This is a genomic window from Bradyrhizobium stylosanthis, assembly GCF_001641335.1.
Lineage (GTDB): Bacteria > Pseudomonadota > Alphaproteobacteria > Rhizobiales > Xanthobacteraceae > Bradyrhizobium > Bradyrhizobium stylosanthis.
In genome coordinates, this window is record NZ_LVEM01000005.1 from 584,978 (window position 1) to 604,567 (window position 19,590).

Consider the following 19,590-nt stretch of genomic DNA (forward strand, 5'->3'; position numbering starts at 1 on the left):
CGCCTCGTCTTGGACTGTTCGGCGCTGGACGGCCGCCGGCTTGGACTGACCGGCGCAGCTTGATTCACGTTGGCGTGCTGATAGCCTGTCGCGGTCGCCTTCAGCGTGCATTCATGTCCGCCCGCGATGTTCGGCCGGTTTCGTGCACGATTTTTCTCGAAAAATTCTTTCCTGGAAGTCCTTTCGATGTCCGTCACCCGAAAGTCGCTCTCGACCGACATGCTGCCGCAAGACTTGTCCGACCGGCAGCGCTTCATCCGCTTCGCCGAATTGTTCGAGCATTTCTCCAACACCGGCGAGCTGGATCCGGCATCGGACGTGCCGTTTCGCGCGTCGATGAACTCGATCCACATCGGCACCACCATGCTCGGGCGTTGCGACGGCAGCTTCGTCACGGTGCGGCGCGAGAAGCGCCAGGTGATCGAGACCGGCGACGATCGCTTTTGCCTCGCGCGCAACACCGGAGACCGCCCGTCGCAGGTGATCCATCGCGGACGTGAGTTCACCATGCGGCCGGGATCGATGGTGCTACTCAAGCTGGACGAGCCGTTCTTCGCCGCCGACGGGGCCAGCCACAAGCGGTTCACCAACGTGCATTTTCCGGTCGATACGTTGCGGGCGATGGTGCCTGACGTCGACGATCTCGTCGGCTGCGAGCTCGAGCCGGGCGGCGCGCTGACGCTGGCGATGGACTACAGCGATCTCCTGCTGCACCATCCCGTCGCCGCGGACGAGGCCGGCATGGCGATCGCCGCCCACCTGATCGATCTCGCGGCGATCGGTCTCGGTGCCCGCAACGATGTCGCCGCCGCCGCACGCCGGCGCGGCTTGCGTGCGGTGCGGCTCAAGGCCGTGATGTTGATCCTTCAGGCGCGTTTCCACGAGCCGGATTTTTCCGCGCAGAAGCTCGCCGCTGCCGCCGGCCTCTCCGAGCGCTACGTCAACGAGCTGCTGTTCGAGGCGGGCGCCAGCTTCACCACCCGTCTCAACGAGCTCCGCCTGCGCAAGGCGGCCGACCTGCTCACGCATCGCGAGGGCCGCATCAGCGACATCGCCTTCGCCTGCGGCTTCAATGATCTGTCTTATTTCAACCGCTGCTTTCGCCGCCGGTTCGGGCTGACGCCGACCGCGGCACGGGGGAAGTGAGACCTGCCCTACGAGACATCCACCCGCGGCGGCGGATAGCGCCGCGCCAGCGCCGACAGCGGCAGATGCCGTTCGCCCTCCGGCAGCTCCAGAAAGGCCAGCACGAGCGGCCGCTTCCAGTCACCGACGCCGAAATCCATCGTCATCCACTTCTGCGGCTCGGGGCCGTCGAGGCCCCGGACCCAGACGAAGAAGCGGGGGAGGTCGTCGGCGTCCGCTTCGCTCGTGCGTCTCCTGGCCATCAAGCTGCTCGCTGCGTCACCATTCGTTGCGGTAGGATATAGGTATCGGCTTGCTGAAGTCGAATTCCCGGCTGCCTGATCCGGTCAGGCCGGATCGGTTGGTTAACGCGCAGGCGTGAAAATATGAACGAAGCCACGATCGAAGGCTGGGGTGACATCCTTCAAATCACGCAAAAGCTGATCGGCTCGTGGTCCCTTAACCGGGTCATCGAAAGCCAGGCCACGATGCAAGGCATCGCCACCTTCACGCCACTGGACAGGGAATGGCTGGCCTATCGCGAGCAGGGAGATCTGAAGCTTGCCAACGGCGCCACGGTTAAGGCCGAGCGCGAATATGTCTTCAGCCGCAGCGACGGAGGATTCAAGGTCTTCTTCAGGGAAGACCCACCGCGGCTGTTTCACGAGATTTCGCTGTCCGCATCGCCGAGGGGAGGGCTGAGCGGACATGCGCACCATCTTTGCAGGCGCGACGAGTATCAATCGGCCTACATGTTTCTGCCGGATGGCACGTTCGTCGTCCGCCATGTGGTGTCGGGTCCAGCCAAGGACTACACGATGAACACGACCTACAGGCGTCTGGCGTGAACAGGCCGGCGCGATGGCGACGGCGGGCTGCCCTTCACTGCCAGAGCTCGCTCTCCGCCACGCGGTTGATGTCGGCGAGCCGGCGGTCGGCGTTGCCGTGGACATCGATGCTCGCGACCAGCGCCAGCAGGCGCTGATAGGCACTGTTGGCGACCTCGACCGGCAGCGGGGCCTCGTCGAAGGCCTCGACATAGCTGCCGACAAGACTGCTCAGCACACGGCACAGGCCGCGTTGGGCGGGATCGTCCCGGCCGATCGTCTCGAGCTTTTGCTGGAATGTCCGGAAGGTGCGCAGGCCGTGGTGCTGTTCGGAAAGCCACGCGTGCAGGTCGTTCATGATGAGCTCCTTCAGCTACAGAAGAAGCTACCGGCTTATACGGTGGGGATGTGACGTCCGCTAGAGCGGGGAAGCGGTTCAGCCATGCCGGGACGATCGTGCGTTTTCGTCAAGGCTTTGCCGGACGCACATGGCATGACTGAGCCATGGCGAAGCGTGGTGCCCCTGGCCGGCAATTGGCTAGGAGCACAACCAATTGGCTTGGCTGCATTTTTTGTGCATATGATTGCCGATACCAACAAAGATACCAACAGGATGACGTGCGGTAGTCGCCGACAAAAAATAGATACCGGCAAGGGGATGGCCGATCCAGTTCCGGTCTCACAAATCGCGCCAACTGCCTTTTCAGCATGATCGTCAGCGGATCGACTTGACCCTCTCAAGGCTGAAACAGGGGTTCGATTCCCCTAGGGAGCGCCAGCAAACTCAGGCACTTAGGTCGCCATCGAGCCGCGTTGGTTGATTAAGACGCTGGTGAACAGCGGCGAACGTTTCCGGAATTTGCTGCCGACATTCGCCAAATTGCTTCGGCGCGATGTCTTGCTGTCGCTGGCGCATTCGCGAAAATTTCCAAGTCGCCCCTTGATGTCCGGAAATATTCAACCCTCCCGCTGACGTGCGCTGTCGTACGCGAGCGCCCTCGGGTGTTCGCATTGACGTTGCTCGTCGGACAATCAACCCTCGTCCCGTCGAGCTTTTGTGCGAAAAGGAGGGCCACGTGGCGAGTGATTGGCACCACCTGGATGCTGCTGTGCGGTTTTCCTGCGCTACGCCTTTCGCGCAGCAGACCGCGGGTGCGAGGTCAGCACCCGGTCTTCCCTACGCCCTCTTGGTCAAGAGGGTGGAACGAGAAAGCAAAGCTCGGGCGAAGCAAGCCGCGAGAGCGCGGCACTGCGCGTGCCGCCGTGATCACCTTCGGCGGTCTGCTGTGCAGGGGATGCTCGTCGTGCGTCTTGTCAGCGGCACCATGCAGCTTCTTGACAAAGTCCCGCTGCGCCGCGAGTTCGCTCACAAGGTCGACGAGCGCCTGCACGTCGCACTTGTCCCGCGCTACCAGGAAATTGAGGAGTTGCCCTTGCTTGGAGAACTAAGCCGACAGGAACCTGGTTAGGAGCCCTGCCGTGTCGGTGGGATTCTCCTCGGGGAAGAAGTGACCGCCCTTGACGGCCTGGCCGTGCACATCGTCGGCCCACTTCCTCCAGATTCCCAGTGCGCCCCCTTCCTGCTCGTAGAATGTATCGAGGGGGCCGCCGGAAGCCCACAAGTGAAGCATCGGGCACTTGATGCGCCGGCCGTCCTTCTGGTCCGCCTTGTCGTGCGCGATATCCAGCGTTGCGGCCGCGCGATACTCTTCGCAGATGGCATGCACCCGGGCTGGATCGCGATACGTCTCGGTGTATTCCGCCCTGACGTCGGGGCCGAACGAGCCCTGGCCGAATGGATTATCGAAGACCGCATCAGGCGCGCCGCCCAGGTATTTTTCGGGAAGCGGGGCCTTCTGCGAGAGCAGACTCCAGGGCCAATAGGTCATGGCGAACCTTGCATCGGCATGGCCCCACGCCTCCGAGATCGGCAGGACGTCGAATACCGCGAGGCGTTGCACCTTCTCCGGATGATCAAGCGCGAGGCGATAGGAAACGCGACCGCCGCGATCGTGTCCGACCAGGTCGAATTTGGCAAAGCCGAGCCTGTCCATCACGGCGACGAGCTCCTTCGCCATCGCGCGCTTCGAATAGGGGTAATGATCCTCCGCGGAAGCGGGAATGCCGCTGCGGCCATAGCCGCGAAGATCGACGCAGATCACCGTGTGCTTGCTGGCGAGACGCGGCGCCAGGTGACGCCACATCAGGCTGGTTCGAGGAAATCCATGGACCATGAGCAGCGGGGACCCGCTCCCGTAGCGCCTGATGAAGATGGTGTTGTCGTCGGTCTTGATCTCAGCCGTCTCGAAGTGATCGGAAGCGGTCGAGGTGGCTTTGTCGAGGGGGTGGCCGGCAGCGCGCGGCGGCAGTAGCGCCAATGACAGCGCGGCGCTGGATGCGGCGGTCATCGCCCGGACGAAGGTCCGGCGCTCGATTTTTGTCTCTTCGATCATCTCTGATGTCCTTCAAGGCTGGCGCAGCGCACTAGCCAACCCCCCTTCGATGACGGCGCGGCAAGACACGCTAGCAGCGCCGCGGAATCTCGTTTTCGCAGAATTAGCGTCTCTGGACCATTCGTGCTCAAAACACCGTTATCCGGCCAGTACGATGAGGCCGCGGCAGGAAAATAATCGGGAATTGATCGTCGGAATGATCGGCCACTTGTAACCAGATCGGCTGGATCGCCGAATAGCGTAGGTCTGCGTCCAAGGAAGCGCGACCGCGCGGTCTGGCAGAGCAAGGGAAGAGATATGTCCGAGGAAATCAACCATGAGCGCCGGCATTTCCTGGGTGCAGCGGCAATGGCAGTCGCGGCAGCGGAGCTTGGCGTAATCGCGCCTGCGGATGCCAATCCTCACGCGAGCAGGAAAGTCGTTCGGGCCAGCACCAGGAGATCGGAAAGCGCGGCCGCGAACGCCACCGTCGTTCTGGTTCACGGCGCATGGGCGGACGGCTCGAGTTGGGCCCGCGTCATCACGTCGTTGCAATCCAGAGGGCTGAAGACGTTGGCTGCACCGATTCCGCTTACGTCGTTATCGGATGATGTTGCGGCGCTCGAGCGGGCATTGGAGCGGACCGACGGTCCGCTCGTCCTCGTCGCTCATGCTTATGCCGGCGCCGTAATTGGTGCATGCACGAACGAGAGGGTTCGATCGCTGGTGTTCATTTCGGCTCTATCCCCCGACGAAGGTGAGACAGTCGCCGACGTATTCTATCGTGACAAGCCGTCGCCTGAGGCGCCGAAACTCGCGCCCGACAGTCACGGTCTCCTCTGGATGCCGGACGACCGGTTCAGGGCAGCCTGGTGTCAGCATGCCCGGCCCGAGCAGGCCGCGCTCCTTGCCGCGATCCAGCGCCCCATTGCCGTCGCGGCCATCCAGGAGAAGGCCCCGAAACCGGCATGGAAGACGAAGCCGTCATGGTACCTCGTCGCCGAGGAGGATCGCATGATCAATCCGGCGACCCAGCTGTTCCTGGCGCGTCGGATGGGTGCGCAGGTTCGCTCGGAGAAGGTCGATCATGCATCGCCGATCACGGCCCCGGAGCAGGTCATCGCAATGATACACGAGGCCATCACCGGCTCCGTCGCACGTCAGAACGGCACGCAACACAGCTGACTGATGGCCGAGGTGACTTATCCAGGAGTGACCGACTGATGCAGACCCAAACCAAACGCTACGACTTCACGCCGATTGTCGATCGTCCGCTTGTGTCCTTTCCGCACGGAGAACGCGTTGCGATCGCGATCTACATCAATCTGGAGCACTTTCCGGAAGATCGGCCTGGCCCGGCGATCGTGCCGCACACCGCGCATTTCATGCCGGACTCTCTCAACTATGGTTGGCGAGACTATGGGCAGCGCGTCGGTATTTGGCGATTGATGGAGACATTGGACAAGTATGGCTTGCCGGCAAGCGTGTGTCTCAATTCAGATGTCTGTCGCGAGTATCCCCGGGTCGTTGAGGAAGGCTCGAAACGCAAATGGGACTTCATGGGGCACGGACGAAATAACTCCGAGATCGCCAACGGCCTTTCGTTGGAGGAGGAAGTGTCGCTGATCGAGGACACGCTCACGGTCATTGGGGCGGCCACTGGTGAGAGGCCCAAGGGTTGGCTCAGCCCGTTCTTGACGGAGACGCACGCCACGCCGGATCTGCTCGCTGAGCGGGGCATCGAGTATCTGTGCGACTATACGTGCGATGATCTGCCCTTTCGGATGAAAGTGAAGAAGGGCTCTCTTCTGGGAATGCCGTACTCCGTCGAATGCAACGACCTTCCATCAGTTCTGACGTTCGGTACGTCCGCGGAAGACTTCGGTCGGATCATACGAGACCAGTTTGACGTTCTTTACGAGGAGGGGGAGCGGCTCCCGAGGATTTTTCCCATTGCCTTGCATCCCTTCATCACGGGCCAAGCGTTTCGGACGAAGCACCTGGCGGCAGCCTTCGCCTACATATCGAGCCACAAGGACGTGTGGGTGACGACCAGCGGCGAGATCAACAAGTGGTACCGGCAACACCATTTGCGGAGTTAGCCGTACCTCGTATCACGCGAATCTTTCCGGCACTGCGATCCTGGACAATCCCACAGGCGGCCGGCCTTTGCAGCTCACAAGGCAGATCATCTTGGGCGGCGCGGCTGAGCGCGTACGCCAGCGAAACCACCTCCTGCGTAACTCTCAATGAGAAGGAAACTCCATGAATCCCGAAACACTGCTGCCCACCATCGTGCTCGTGCATGGGGCCTTCGAAGACGCGTCGATCTGGAATAAGGTGATCGCGCGGCTCCAGCGCGACGGCTACCCGGTCGTGGCTTTTGCCAATCCGTTGCTCGGCGTGGCGATCGACGCCGCCTATCTGCGCAGCATGTTGGACAGGATCCAGGGACCCGTCATCCTGGCGGCCCATTCCTACGGTGGAGCCGTCATCACTCAGGCCGGCACGGACCCCAGGGTAAAGGGTCTCGTCTACGCAGCCGCAGTGATGCCCGCGGCAGGAGAAGCTGCAAGCAATTTGCTCGAGCGGTTTCCCGGCAGCACATTCTCCACGTCCGTCGAGGCGGTCGCCTACTCTCTCCCTGACGGAACCAGCGGTACGTATCTCCTTTATCAGGCCGACAAGTTCCACAGTAACGTCGCTGCCGATGTGCCCGCGAGCGAGGCTGCCATGATGCTCGCCACCCAACGCCCGATGAACTTGGCGGCCCTGACCGAGACGCTGACATCCGCTGCGTGGACGAGCAAGCCGAGTTGGCAAATCAGGACCTTGCAGGATCTCGCCATTCCTCAGGCCGAACAGAAGTTCGAAGCCGATCGTGCAAAATCGCACGTCGTCGAGGTGAATGCATCGCATGCCGTCACCGTGTCAAACCCCGACGTCGTAGCCGACGTGATCGTACAGGCCGCCCGCGCGGCTGCGATGTAACTGCGGCTTACAGGGTAGAAATGACTAGAAAATCAAAGTATCGGCGATCCAGCCGGTTATCTCGATGGACCGAAACGCTCCGACTTGATTCGCACTACGCCGGCGCGAACGCGCAATCGCCGGCGAACCCGAAAGCTCGCCGGCGATGCATCGCCCCTCGGCAGAGTGCCACCTAATGCCGTATCAGGCGAACCAGATCCTGTCGGAGCAGGTAGAAGGAGACCGCGAGCAGCACGACGTCCTTCATCAGGAACGGCACGTTGCCCGTCATCGCCGGGAAGCCACCGGCGGCAACGTCCCAGCCCTCCGGCATGAAGGGAATGATGGTGACGGTCGCGATGAAGGTGCCGGTCGAGCCCAGAGCGCCGAGCACGCCAAGCCGGTGGCTCCAGAAGCCCGCGAGCAGCAGCGAACCAAAGGTCCATTCAGAAACACCGAGGAAATAGCTGGCGCCGGCGTGGCCGAACACGGGATAGAGCCACCAAATCAACGGGCTGTTGCTGATGAACGGGACGAGCCGTTCGAATTCGTACGGGAACCACTTCTGGTAACCGAAGAAGAAGAACATGATCACCATGGAGGCGCGGACGACATGGTAGTCGAGATCTTCCGCGAGCAGCCCAGATCCCTGCAGGGCGCGGACGAGAGGATTTTGGGCGGTGTGGGTGTTAGCAAGCATGGTCATGGTCGTGATCCCTGATGTGAGATGATCGACGTGGCGGCCGTCGCGTTAGGTAACCGCCGGGAAGTCGATCTCGGTATCGTTGATGCGGTTGAAGACGTTGGTGAACACGGTGGTGGCAAAGGCGAGGCTGATGTCGACGAGCTGTGCGTCGCTGTAGCCGGCGGCCTTGATCGCGCGGAAATCCTTGTCGCTGACGGTGCCGCTGGTGCGCGCAAGCTTGTCAACGAAAGCGACCAGCGCATCGCGCTGGTCGTCACCGGTGGGCCGGCCATCGCGGATCTGCTTCAACACCTCCGGCGCCAGGCCGACGAGCTTTCCAAGATGGCTGTGGGCGGCGACACAATAGTCACAGCCGGCAGCCTCGCTGATGACGAGCTTGATGATCTCCCTGTCGGACTTGGTCAGTCCGCCGGACGCGAGCACAGTGTCAGCGGCGAGCACGGCCTTGAGCGCAGCGGGGCCGTGGGCGGCGATGGCCGCAAAGGTGTTCGGCACGCTGCCGATCGCCTTCTTGATCTGGGCATAGACCTGGCCGGCGGGGCCGGCGTCGGCTTCGAGGTTCGGGACCGAAAGACGGGACATGATGGCACTCCGTGGTTGGGGTGGTGAACGATTGCGGAGTGACAGTACGGTCGCGGTATGAGACGTTAAATGCTGCATTTGCTTATATATATGCCTAATCGTCTCATATGGCATATTGAGAGGGGAATACAATGGATTGGCTGAGCCGGCTGTTCGAGATGATGCCGGTGCGCGGCCGTCTGGACCTGCGCTGCTCCTACGGCGCGCCGTGGCGGATCGAGCAGGGGCCGGGCGGGGCCAACGAAATCCCGTACCACGCGGTGCTCGCGGGCTCGGCGATGCTGGACGATCCGGCGGGAGGTCGGCCACTGCTACTGGAGGCCGGCGACATTCTGCTGCTGCCGCGCAACCCCCGACACGTCATGCACGACGGCAGCGGAGCTGCGCCGCTGAAGGCCCGCAACCGCGCGTCACTCAACTTCACGATCAGTGAGAATCCCGGCTCGGACGCCCGGCTCGATCTGTTGTGCGGACATTTTTCGATCGCCCCGCCGCACGACCGACTGCTGCGCAACTATCTGCCGCCGGTGCTGATCGTGAGGATCGGCGCGCAGGCCGGAGAGCGGGATACGGCGGGGCAGCTCGCAGGCCTCGTTGCCTTGATGCGCGGCGAGACCGCAGACGATCAGCTGGGTGGCCGCGCGATGCTGAATGCGTTGTCGACGGCGATGTTCGCCCTCGTGCTGCGCTTCGCCAGCGAGACCGCACATGCGCCACGCGGGCTCCTTGCGCTCGCAGGTCACCCACGCCTGGCGCCGGTCGTCGCGGCCATGTTCAATGCGCCCGCGCGCGCATGGACGCTGCCCGAACTCGCGCAGCTCGCCAACATGTCGCGTGCGACGCTCGCGCGTCAATTCCAGGAGAAGGTCGGCCGTTCGCCGAGCGAATTGCTGACCGACATCCGCATGACGCTGGCAACGAATGAGCTGAGGAAATCCTCGCTCTCGACCGGAGCGGTGGGCGAAGCGGTCGGATATCTGTCCGAGGCGGCGTTCCAGCGGGCGTTCAAGAGCCACATGGGCATCACCCCCGCGCAATGGCGAAAGGCTGCGCAGACGCCTGCGACGATTGACGGGCTGGAGCTGACGAAGAGCGTAGAAGCGACATCGGGTGTCGAGAATGCCTAGGCAGGCGAGCGTGAGGTGGCCGGGCTACCTCAGCATCCGCGGCAGATGATGAGCTTGCGATCCAGCATCTGATCGCGCTGCTGCTGCTCACGCTCCCAGGCCGACAGGGAGTCCGATTGAGGCGCGTCGGCCCGGCTCGGCTGACGGTGACCGACCGGAGCGAGCCAGGGCCGGTGCGATGTCGGCTCGGCCGAGGCGAGACGCTCGGCGGCCCGCGACGGCAGATTGGACAGGGCGTCGAGAGAGGTGCTCCGGTCGAAGGCATGTGCGGGCGACAGCAGACCGATCAGGAGAAGGCCTGCAAAAGCGGAGCGGATCGAGCGTGTCTGGCTCGAACGATGGGACATTGTGGCGCTCCCGTAGTGGAGGCTCGGGATGAGCGGCTCCGTTGAGGGCCACAATAGTCGTGGACGCGAAAGGCTGAATGCTGCGCGATCTCGGAGATATGCTCGTTCGTCTCACGAGCGTCGATGGAGGGGACTGGTTGCAGCTTCAGCGGGCCGACCACCAGGCGTTGGCTCGGGGACCACCTCGGCGATGTCAAGATTGCGATCGGGGCCGTGTGGAACCACCAATTGGCCGGATTCGAGACGCAGCTGCGTGCCATCGAGATGGACCGTCACGATATCCGGCTCGAACGATAAAAAATCGGAGATGCGGCGGACTTCGGGATAGGCGTCGGGATACGACCATGCCCCCTGGCGCGCGTCTCCGATGGAGTAGTAGCTGCAGAGGCCCTTGTACGGGCAGAAGGTCTGGAGCGTGACCGGAGTGAGCGCAGACTCATCGATGTCGGCACGCGGAACGTACCAACGGGGTGCAAAGCCGGACTCGTAAAGGACCAGCGGCCGCTTTGTATCGGCGATGACCCGGTTCTGGTGGTTGACCACGAGGTTACGAGAGGACTGGCGGATGTCGATGCGGTGATAGGGATCGGCGGCATGGCCCACGATGCGTTCGTCTTCCTCGTAGAAGGCATCCATGGCCCGCCAGGCGAACGCGATCAGACTCTGCAAATCGCCTGCATGGGCGGGCAGGCTGGTGTGCCGCCATGCTCCTCGCGCCGCGATATGTTGCTCGTCGACCCGAACGCTGTACCAGGACGTCGGCCCAAGATCTGCGTGTTGCGTGATGTGCTCGGTCGGTTCCAGCACACGTGGGGAAACATCGGCCTCCGGGAAATAGGCCACGGGATAACGGCCCGGTTCGAAAAGCAGTAGCACCCGCTCGCTATCGGCGATCCAGCTTCCCCCAAAGCGCACGCGGAGGCGGCGGCGTAACGGTTCGACGTACAAGAGGCGCTTAGGCAGCGGCTCGGGGACGAGAAAGCGGCCGATTGCTCCCGTTGAAAGCGGGCCTTGTTGCCAGGACAGTCCCAACTGATCTCTCCGTGCAGCGCACCGTCGGTCGGCGGCGGACCTGTTCCGGCCCGCGCTTGGCTTCGCCGGCGCGATCCTATGGCCATATTTCGTTCGCGGCCCGGCCCTGGTTACAGGTCATCCCACCAATTTTGCGGTTTGATGACGCCAGCCGAGATGCTTCAGCCAACCGCAAAGCCGTCATCGATCGGCACGGTGAACTGGAAGATGGCTCCGCGCGGTTCGTTTGCAGTCGCCCACAGTCTGCCGCCATGCGCCACGATGATCGAGCGGCATATCGATAGTCCGACACCGAGGCCGCCCGATTTGGTCGTGTAGAAGGGTTCGAACAGCCGCGCTTGGCCCTCCGCAGACAAGCCCGGTCCCGAATCCGTGATCGATACGCGTATGCTCTCGGGATCTGCTCTCGTGGTCTGGATCAATAGCTCGCGCTTGCCCTCCGTTGTCTCGCTCATGGCCTCGATGGCATTCAGGATCAGGTTGAGCATGACCTGCTGCAGCTCGACACGATCGCCGATGACCTTGGGCAGACGATCGGCGAACACCGTCCGGATCGCGACATCGTTCCGCGCCGCTTCAGCTTGCGTGAGTTCAATGACCTGACCGATGACGTTGTTGATCGACAGGGAATCCCGTTTGGGTGGTGATTTCTTGACCAGATCCCGGATTCGCCCAATGACCTCGCTGGAGCGGATGCCGTTCTCGATGGTGCGTGTCAGCGCCCTGCGTGTCTGCGCCAGCGCCGGCGGTTGGTGATCGAGCCAGCTCAAGGCCGCTTGCGCGCTGGCGATGACGGCGGTGTTCGGCTGATTGACCTCGTGGGCGATCGACGCCGTCAGTTGCCCCATCACCGCCACGCGGTTGGCGTGGGCCAGCTCCATCTGAGCCTCGCGGTAACGCTGCTCGTTCTCGCGTGCCTCGGTTTCGGCACGTTTGCGCTCGCTGAGATCCAGCACGAAGGCGACGCCTTGCTCTTGCTCGTCGTCGAACAAGGCTCCACCGGTCAGCACCGGCACCCGGCTGCCGTCCTTGCGGAAGAACGCCTTTTCGAACGGGTGGACAACCCGCGTCGCCTTCAATTCGGCCCGGGCGCGGGCGGTGCGCTCCTGCCATTCGGGCGGCGTCAGATCTGCCCAGCGCAACCGGCCTGCGGCGAGATCCTCGCGATCATATCCCACGGTCTTCAGGAACGCGTCATTGGCATCGAGAATGTCGGGTGTGTGATCGAAGATGAAGATCCCGATGATATTGGCCTCGACCAGCCGGCGGATCCTCGACTCCCGCTCCTGAAGCTCCCGGTACAGACGGGCATTGTCGAGCGAGGTCGCAGCCTCGGATGCGAGAAATTTGAGGATCGCGCTCCGGGCGGGTGTGAAGACGCGCGAGGCGAGATTGTTCTCGAGATACAGAAATGCCACCGCCCTGCCTTGCTTGACGAGTGGCACGCACAAGGCTGATCGGACGTGCTTCTTCTGGATGTATTCGTCGCTGCCGAACGCGCTGCTCGTCGAGGCATCGTCGAGCACGACGCTTTCCTGGGTGCGAGCCGTGTAAAGTACGATCGACATCGGCACTTCAGCGGCGGAGATCGGTGAATCGGCGAGATCGAGGGCGACCGAACCGTCGCCAGTCACCGCGTCCGCCCGAATTCTCAACTCCGAACCCCTCGGTAAGATCAGCACGCCGCGCTCCGCACCCGCATGCTCGATGGCCGAGCGAAGCAGGGTCTCCGTGAGCTTCTCCAGCACGATCTCGCCTGAAACAGCCTCCGACACCTTGAGAACCGTCGCTAGGTCCAACTGCTCGACGGGTGCTCCGATCGTCCCTGCGGCGCTGAGCGCGGATCCTCGCTCCCGCAGGCCCGGGTAAAGTTCCTCGAGCTGGCTCACCTTCGCCTCGGCGCCCCAGCGCGCGTAGCAGTCGCGCGCTTTCATCAGGTAGGAAAGTACGACCGTTCGAATGCCGCGCGCATCGTAGAACCGCGCTGCGCGCTCAGCAGCGATCGCCTCAATCTGCACAAATCCGGATTCTTGGGCCAATCGGATCGATTCTTCGTACAGCTGTTCCGCCTCGAGTTCACGACCCTCGACACGCGCAAGTTCGGCCGTGATGAGCTTCTGTCGGGCGGCGAAGTTCGCTGGGCAGCGGTTCGACCAGACTGTGAGCTTGCGATGGTGCTCGCGGAGGTCGACGAGGCGTCGCTCGCGATCTTCGGGCCGTGATGTGTGATAAGCTCCGGCATGAGCGAGCGCCGTGTAGAACCGGTATTCGGCAAAGTCCGAGTAAGCGCGGACGCACCATGAGAGCTCTTCGGCGCGTTCGGCGAGAGCGATCGCGACGTCGTCACGTCCGGCCAGGGCCTCGATCTGAACTTGCATGGCATAGTAGGAAAAGGTGCTGAGCGGTTCACTCGCGTCTGAGGGTTGCAGCGCCCCCGCGCGCTCGAAGCCATTCCTCTCATCGCGCCCCATCAGGCTCAGCGCCAGATGTCGTTGCTTGACCAGGCTCTCCGAAGCCAGCCGGACGCCCAAACCCTCGGCGAATGCCAGGGCCCGCTCGGCGTTCGAGCAGACATCCATGAGCGAATCGCCGCAGAACAGATCCACCGATATCAGTCCACGATGCGAATACGCCGCGAAAGCCAGATCTCCGGTCGTCAAACAGATTGCCAGGGCGCGCTGAATGAATGGCCGTCCCGATCGGATCGGGCGAATCCATGGGGTCACGTGGAGGCCGAATACCAGAAGTGCACGGCCGCTCAATCCTAATTGCGGGTGCCTGTCAGCAAGGGCTGCGCCAAATTGTGACAGTCGGAATCCGAGTTCGGCATCGGTTGAGTCACTCGCAAGGACGCCGAATATCGCGGTCAGCGGATAGCACGCTTCAGGGCTGATCCCGTGCTCGATCGTCAGCCGAGTGGCCTCTACAAGCATGATGTCGGACAGGTTGCGATCGGTCAGAAACGCAGGTGTGACGAGATCGGCCAAGACGCACATCGTCGCTCGATGATTCGGATCGGTCATCGGCGGCAGCGCATGAAGCTGGGCGTCGGACAGTTTTTCGGCCAAACTCCGCAGGCGTCGCCGATCTTGATCCACCTCGTTTCGGTCGGGATGAGGGGGCCAGTCGATCCCGATCTTGTGCAGGAACGCGAGGCAGACGTCGACCGCCGGCTCGGGCTGTCCCGCAGCAGCGTACAGCTGCGCCTGAAGTCTGGCGACCTCGGCGCTCGCCTGAATGTCTGAACAGCTCTGCGACAGGATCGTCAATTCCGCTTCCGCCGTATTCAGCTCGCCGAGCAGGAATTTGCATTCGGCGTGGAGCAGGCCGATCGCGAAGGCGTCATCGCCGCACAGCGGATGTCCTTCCTCTCCGAGCAGTGCGCGTGCAGTTTCAAGATAGGTCGTTGCCGCATGGTAAGCCGTTGCATCTCGCGCGCGTCGGCCCGCAGCGAGATTGACGGCAATGACCTGGTTGCGTTCGGTGCCTGTTGCCAAAGCGGCGATGCCGCGGTTGAGTTGGTTGGCAACGATATAGACGCGCTCGTTGGTTTCGTTAGGCGTCAGCTGTGCTGCCAAGGCCATACCGATCCGAAGGTGCAAGGCCGTTCGCCTGTTCTGGTCCCGTTGAAGCGCATAAGCGGCTTCTTGCACGCGATCGTGCACGAACGCGTAAGAGTTCTTGAGGCGTCGAATTAATTCAAAACGCGTGGCGTCTCGCAAATCCGCGTGCAGCGTCTGTTCCGAAGTTCCGTGCACGAGGCAGAGCACTGCGATCTCGGCGCTGTTGCCCAGGCAGGCCAGCTCCAGCAGGGCCTGACGTGTCTCGTCGCGCAGACCGCTCAGCTTGCCGACCATGAGATCCGCGACGTTTTCGGCGTAGCTTTTTTCCTTGATGCGTTCGAGATCCCAGCGCCACTGTCGCTTGTCATGATCGAAGGTCAGCAGTTCCTCTTCGGCCAGCGCCCGCAGAAACTGCGTGAGAAAGAACGGATTCCCGTTCGTCTTCTCGTATATCAGCTGCGCCATGGGCATGGCGTATGTCGGCTCGCAGTGAAGTGCATCCGCGGTGAACTCCAGGACGGCGTCTCGGGTGAGGGGGGCCAGGTCGATCTCCCGCACCCGCTTGCGGGACGTTCGAATTTCGACGAGTCGTTGCGCCAGCAGATGTTTGACGTCGACATCGTTGCGTCGGTAGGCGACGATGAGAAGCAGATTTTGCAGGTCGGATCTGTTCAGAAGAAACTCGATCAGATCCAAAGTGGCCAGGTCGAGCCACTGCAGGTCGTCGAGGAAGAGCACGAGGGGATGGTGAGGCTTGGCGAAGATGTCAATGAAGCGTCGAACGACGAGCTGGAAGCGTCGCTGTGCGTCTTGCGGGGGAGCCTCCGGGACGGGTGGTTGATCCCCGATCACCAGCCGCAGTTCCGGTACGAGATCCACCATCAGCTGACCGAGATGGCCCAACGCGTCGTGCAGTGCGCTGCGCCAGGGCGCCAAGTCGGCATCGCTCTTGGCGAGGAGGCTTCGGATAAGGCCTTGAAACGCATGCGCGAGCGTTGCGTAAGGCATGTCGCGCTTGTGCTGATCGAACTTGCCGGAGGCGAAGAAGCCTCCCAACGGGACCAAGGCCTTGTGCATTTCGTCGACGAAAGCGGACTTGCCGATACCGGAGGGGCCGGACACCAGGATCAACTCGGGCGTGCCGCTCCGGGTGACGCGATCGAACGAGGTGAGCAACGCCTCGATCTCGTGCTCCCTGCCGTAGAGCCGTTCGGGAATCAGCAGGCGGTCCGGTATATCGGTTTGCGCCAGAACGAAATCATCGATCCGTCCCTGCGCTTCCCATTGGGCGAGTGACCGTTCGAGGTCGCTCTTGAGACCGGCGGCGGTCTGGTAGCGGTCCTCGGCCGTCTTGGCGAGGAGCTTCATGATGATCCCCGACACGGCGCGAGGCACGCCATTGCCTCGTTCGGCGGGCGGAACGGCTCGTCTGGCGATGTGGCTGTGCACCCACTCCATCGGACTGGACGCGGTGAACGGCAGTTCGCCCGTCAGCATTTGGTAGAACGTCACGCCGATTGCGTACAGATCGCTGCGGGAATCGACGGACCGGTTCATGCGGCCGGTCTGCTCGGGCGCCATGTAGGCCAGCGTGCCCGCCATGGTCTCCGGTGGTTCGAACTGCTGTCGCTCGCGTGGCAGGCGAGATGCGAGGCCAAATCCGGTGATCCTGACGTCGTCTGCCCCGGTCACCAGAAGGTTGGCCGGCTTCAAATCCTTGTGGACCAGGCCCTGCCGATGCAGCTGGTCGACGGCGGTGGTGATGCCGAGAGCCAATCGTAGAAAGAGGGTCAGCTTCATCGGCGCACCGAGCAACTGCTCGAGCGGCTCGCTGCCGGGATCTTCCAAAACAAGCAAAGTTCGACCACCGTCGCGGATCAGCTCCAGCGGCCGCACGGCCCAGGTCCCATCGAACTCGTCGCGCAAGGCGTATTCATGGGCGAGCCGGTCGAGGACCGCGGCCGGCGGATGCTCCGCAGCAGCTCTAACGATCAAGACACTGTCGAAGCTGCCGTCGGCGCCCCGACGCCTTTCGCGGCAAAAGACGCGCTCCCCGTCGTCCCATAAGAATTCGAGACCAGAACCCCCGGGCGTGGGGATCGGCGAAGATACATTCATCTGCCGGCCTCCGGACCTGCCCGGCTGCTTCGTGGAGAAGGTGCGCCAAGCGTCCAATCGCCCCCTCATCACCTTACCCCTCGGAAAAGTCCCCCACAACGGCACGCATCAGAGCGGATCCATCAGCTTCACTCTGCTCCCTCCTCTGGCCTTCAGTATTCGGGGACGCCGCCACAAAGGTTACAGGCAGATTCCGTATTTGATCGGGAACTCTAAATGTCGGTAACTCTCCCATGGGCCGCGGACTCCCGGGCTGCGGCCTTTTTGGCTCGCATTGTAACCAATTCACACCCGTCTCGACGATGCCGGCCTATCCGGAAGTGCCGGGAGCGCTGCGGAAGCTCCGCGATGCCGGCTTTCGGCGTTCACCCTGACGAACAATCGCCTGAAGTTCAGACCCGCCAGTTTGAACGCGGTGGAATTGCGAAATTCTTCGAAAGCTGGTTCAGCGTGGACAGCGTCGAGGTCCATGAGCCGTCGCCGCAAACCTGCACCCACGTCGAGAATAAACTGGGAGCCCGTCCGTCGCAGCTCTGCGTGATACCCTGCCATGCCTGGGACATGCCGGCGCTGTGGCGGGCAGGCTGGGAAACCGCGTTTGTCAGGCGGCCCGCCAACGACGTCCTCGGAGTTGGTCCTCGGACGCAGACAATTGGCAATCACTCGTCGATGTCGCCGCGCAGCTCATCGCCCGTCACAGGGGACGACGCCGACCTTGCTCTTCCAGTGCCAACAGGCGCTATTGTATCGCTTCCTGTCGAACAATCCCGTTCTGAACCGGCGACACGTCGGCTGCTGCCCGGAGGAGGTCCCGCTTGAGCAGATAGACGGAAGCCGCAAGCAGTACGACATCCTTCATGAGGAAAAGGAACGGCAACGTGGCCGCAGGAAAGCCGCCGGCCGGCGCGGCCCAGGCATCTGGGAAAAACGGAATGATCGTCACGGTGGCGACATAAGTCGCGCATGAACCCAGCGACCCCAGGACCGCCAGTCTTCTGCTCCAGAAGCCGAGCAGCAGAAGCAATCCAAACAACAATTCCGCTGAACCCAGGAAGTAGGCCGCACCGCGCACGCCAAGCACCGGGTACAGCCAGAAGATCAGCGGACCATGGCTGATGAACGGAATCAGCGCGTGCGCTTCGTAGTCGAACCATTTCTGGCAGCTGAAGACGAAGAAGACGACGATCATCGCCACACGCGTGGCATGATAGTCAAAATCCCCTCTGACCAGATCGAGCTCGGACAGTTTCTTTATGAGCGGGTCCATCTGATGTCGTCTCATCCTCGAGGTGGCGGATTGGCGCCGAAGGGCGGCGTCGACGTCTGTCGTTACCTGAACAGTAGCCAAGCTTTGAGGGGCGCGCTGTGCGCGGGTTATCGTGCATTTCTCAAACTTGCGCCGTTCGGCCGCGGTCTTTCTGCTACGCGTCCGCATCGCCCTTGATTGCGTTGGCGCCGCAAACCCATACCAAAGTATGGGTCTGTGCATCACAACCGCGAGATTGTAGGGGGCACCCGCCGAACGCATGCTCGGGGCCGACATGCGCAACCGATCCTGGCGCAGCCGCTGGATTTTCCTCAATTGGGGAGACCGAACATGTGCCTCTCGCGAACAAGCATCGAACGTCACGACAGCAGCCGCCTGGTCAACTGGGGAGCGGCTTGCGCTTCAATCGACCCTGTTGCGATTGCGTTTCGATGATGATCGCGTCTTGCGAGGGTAAGTCAGGTGAAGGTCCCTTTTGTAGGAGTCGTCGATGACGACGAGGCCCTGTGCCTGTCTCTGGTGGATCTGATGCGATCGATCGGCTACCGCTCCGAGCCGTTTGACAGGGCCGAAGCGCTGCTGAGCTACGCCGACCGGTTCAGCTTCGACTGCATCATTGCCGACGTTCATATGCCTGGAATGGGCGGGCTGAACCTCGTTCGCGAGCTCCGGCAGCAGAAGGTCGGAGCTCCGGTGATTCTCATTACCGCGCTTCCTCACAGGCAGCTGGACGCTGAAGCGACCTCGACCGGCGCATTCTGCCTTCTCAGAAAGCCGTTCGAAACGAGCGCGCTGCTCGAGTGTCTCGACAGGAGCCTTCGAAGATGAAAGCGCTCTCGGGTGACGACATCGCGTCCTCCATGGCGACGCAATCATCCGGCGGCCCCGAGCCCGGGCGTGCACGCCCCCGGGAGGATACGGATTCGCCGCGACATGATCGCCGGAAGACGGCGCGTTGGGAGAGATGGAACGATTGTTCGGAGCGATGGGGCCGGCTCTTGCTTGCGGCGCGAGCAGGGGATGGAGCCGCATATGAACGATTGCTGCGGGAGCTGGATCTGTGGCTTCGGGCCTACTACGCGGGCCGGCTTCCCTATCCCGCTGCCGACGATGCGAGGCAGGAGGTGCTGCTGGCCATTCACGCGAAACGCCACACCTTTGCCCCCTCGAAGCCCTTCGGCGCCTGGGTCACGGCGATTGCGCGCTACAAATGGGTCGATCGCGTGCGCGATGCGTCTCGCTACAGCGCGCTCGCGCTCGACGAGGACATCGCGATTGAGGATCACGAAGGTGCCGCGATCAGCGCTGCCGCGCTGGACCAACTGCTTGGCCGGTTGAAGCCTGCGCAAGCGAGCGCGATCCGCCTCGTGAAGCTCAATGGTCTGAGCATCGCGCGTGCGGCGGGTGCGACCGGCCAGTCGGCGGCCCTGGTCAAGATCAATATCCACCGCGGCCTGAAGAAATTGGCGACCCTGGTCTCCTGACGTCGTTGCA

General features: G+C 62.5%; 18 protein-coding genes. 9 read left to right on the top strand and 9 right to left on the bottom strand.

The window, feature by feature from the left end; translation table 11 throughout:
• The first annotated feature begins 186 nt into the window (after positions 1 to 186).
• Positions 187 to 1,146 (top strand): AraC family transcriptional regulator, encoded by a 960-nt coding sequence (locus A7X65_RS34070; RefSeq protein WP_063693654.1) that lies wholly within the window; start codon positions 187 to 189, stop codon positions 1,144 to 1,146.
• An 8-nt stretch (positions 1,147 to 1,154) separates the two neighbouring features.
• Here A7X65_RS34070 and A7X65_RS34075 read toward each other — a convergent pair whose 3' ends face one another.
• On the bottom strand, positions 1,155 to 1,388 hold the full coding sequence (locus A7X65_RS34075) for a hypothetical protein (protein ID WP_063693656.1): 234 nt from the start codon (positions 1,386 to 1,388) through the stop codon (positions 1,155 to 1,157).
• A 123-nt stretch (positions 1,389 to 1,511) separates the two neighbouring features.
• Here A7X65_RS34075 and A7X65_RS34080 point away from each other — a divergent pair, with 123 nt between their 5' ends.
• A complete protein-coding gene (locus tag A7X65_RS34080; protein WP_063693658.1) occupies positions 1,512 to 1,973 on the top strand; it encodes a DUF6314 family protein in 462 nt (153 codons plus the stop codon).
• A gap of 34 nt (positions 1,974 to 2,007) precedes the next feature.
• Here the strand turns inward: A7X65_RS34080 and A7X65_RS34085 are convergent, their stop codons facing one another.
• Positions 2,008 to 2,310 (bottom strand): hypothetical protein, encoded by a 303-nt coding sequence (locus A7X65_RS34085; protein WP_063693660.1) that lies wholly within the window; start codon positions 2,308 to 2,310, stop codon positions 2,008 to 2,010.
• Positions 2,311 to 2,445: 135 nt separating this feature from the next.
• Here A7X65_RS34085 and A7X65_RS42240 point away from each other — a divergent pair, with 135 nt between their 5' ends.
• Entirely contained in the window at positions 2,446 to 2,664 is a 219-nt protein-coding gene (locus A7X65_RS42240) for a hypothetical protein (RefSeq protein ID WP_156528357.1), read from the top strand.
• Between the two features lie 733 nt (positions 2,665 to 3,397).
• On the opposite strand, the gene A7X65_RS34095 is transcribed toward A7X65_RS42240, so the two are convergent.
• Positions 3,398 to 4,405, bottom strand: coding sequence for an alpha/beta fold hydrolase (locus A7X65_RS34095; RefSeq protein ID WP_082885151.1), 1,008 nt, complete (start codon positions 4,403 to 4,405; stop codon positions 3,398 to 3,400).
• 297 nt (positions 4,406 to 4,702) lie between these two features.
• On the opposite strand from A7X65_RS34095, the gene A7X65_RS34100 reads away from it, so the two are divergent.
• The 3 genes from A7X65_RS34100 (at position 4,703) to A7X65_RS34110 (ending at position 7,375) form a co-directional block, all read left to right on the top strand.
• Complete coding sequence (locus A7X65_RS34100) at positions 4,703 to 5,569, top strand: alpha/beta fold hydrolase (RefSeq protein ID WP_082885152.1); 867 nt, start codon at positions 4,703 to 4,705, stop codon at positions 5,567 to 5,569.
• Between the two features lie 38 nt (positions 5,570 to 5,607).
• Positions 5,608 to 6,486 (top strand): polysaccharide deacetylase family protein, encoded by an 879-nt coding sequence (locus tag A7X65_RS34105; protein WP_063693664.1) that lies wholly within the window; start codon positions 5,608 to 5,610, stop codon positions 6,484 to 6,486.
• A 163-nt stretch (positions 6,487 to 6,649) separates the two neighbouring features.
• Positions 6,650 to 7,375 carry an alpha/beta hydrolase gene (locus A7X65_RS34110; protein ID WP_063693666.1) on the top strand — a complete coding sequence of 242 codons (726 nt, stop codon included), beginning with the start codon at positions 6,650 to 6,652 and terminating at the stop codon, positions 7,373 to 7,375.
• Between the two features lie 172 nt (positions 7,376 to 7,547).
• Here the strand turns inward: A7X65_RS34110 and A7X65_RS34115 are convergent, their stop codons facing one another.
• Together A7X65_RS34115 and A7X65_RS34120 are read right to left on the bottom strand one after the other, a co-directional pair.
• Positions 7,548 to 8,060, bottom strand: coding sequence for a YkgB family protein (locus A7X65_RS34115; RefSeq protein WP_063693668.1), 513 nt, complete (start codon positions 8,058 to 8,060; stop codon positions 7,548 to 7,550).
• Positions 8,061 to 8,105: 45 nt separating this feature from the next.
• Positions 8,106 to 8,642: a carboxymuconolactone decarboxylase family protein gene (locus A7X65_RS34120; protein WP_063693670.1), complete on the bottom strand. Its 537-nt coding sequence runs from the start codon at positions 8,640 to 8,642 to the stop codon at positions 8,106 to 8,108.
• Positions 8,643 to 8,800: 158 nt separating this feature from the next.
• Between A7X65_RS34120 and A7X65_RS34125 the strand changes: the two genes are divergently transcribed.
• Positions 8,801 to 9,769, top strand: coding sequence for an AraC family transcriptional regulator (locus tag A7X65_RS34125; protein WP_245324019.1), 969 nt, complete (start codon positions 8,801 to 8,803; stop codon positions 9,767 to 9,769).
• A gap of 29 nt (positions 9,770 to 9,798) precedes the next feature.
• Here A7X65_RS34125 and A7X65_RS43390 read toward each other — a convergent pair whose 3' ends face one another.
• From A7X65_RS43390 to A7X65_RS34145, 4 genes are all read right to left on the bottom strand, one after another.
• On the bottom strand, positions 9,799 to 10,116 hold the full coding sequence (locus tag A7X65_RS43390; protein WP_245324020.1) for a hypothetical protein: 318 nt from the start codon (positions 10,114 to 10,116) through the stop codon (positions 9,799 to 9,801).
• Between the two features lie 111 nt (positions 10,117 to 10,227).
• The gene (locus tag A7X65_RS34135; protein ID WP_063693672.1) at positions 10,228 to 11,148 is read right to left on the bottom strand and encodes a DUF427 domain-containing protein; all 921 of its coding nucleotides are present in this window, start codon (positions 11,146 to 11,148) and stop codon (positions 10,228 to 10,230) included.
• Positions 11,149 to 11,309: 161 nt separating this feature from the next.
• The gene (locus A7X65_RS34140) at positions 11,310 to 16,829 is read right to left on the bottom strand and encodes a trifunctional serine/threonine-protein kinase/ATP-binding protein/sensor histidine kinase (protein WP_063693674.1); all 5,520 of its coding nucleotides are present in this window, start codon (positions 16,827 to 16,829) and stop codon (positions 11,310 to 11,312) included.
• A 739-nt stretch (positions 16,830 to 17,568) separates the two neighbouring features.
• Positions 17,569 to 18,096: a YkgB family protein gene (locus A7X65_RS34145; protein WP_063693676.1), complete on the bottom strand. Its 528-nt coding sequence runs from the start codon at positions 18,094 to 18,096 to the stop codon at positions 17,569 to 17,571.
• Between the two features lie 462 nt (positions 18,097 to 18,558).
• Here A7X65_RS34145 and A7X65_RS34150 point away from each other — a divergent pair, with 462 nt between their 5' ends.
• Together A7X65_RS34150 and A7X65_RS34155 are read left to right on the top strand one after the other, a co-directional pair.
• Entirely contained in the window at positions 18,559 to 18,924 is a 366-nt protein-coding gene (locus tag A7X65_RS34150; RefSeq protein WP_063693678.1) for a response regulator transcription factor, read from the top strand.
• A complete protein-coding gene (locus A7X65_RS34155; RefSeq protein ID WP_208608636.1) occupies positions 18,921 to 19,580 on the top strand; it encodes a sigma factor-like helix-turn-helix DNA-binding protein in 660 nt (219 codons plus the stop codon). The genes A7X65_RS34150 and A7X65_RS34155 overlap by 4 nt, the downstream gene beginning before the upstream one ends.
• Positions 19,581 to 19,590 lie beyond the last annotated feature (10 nt).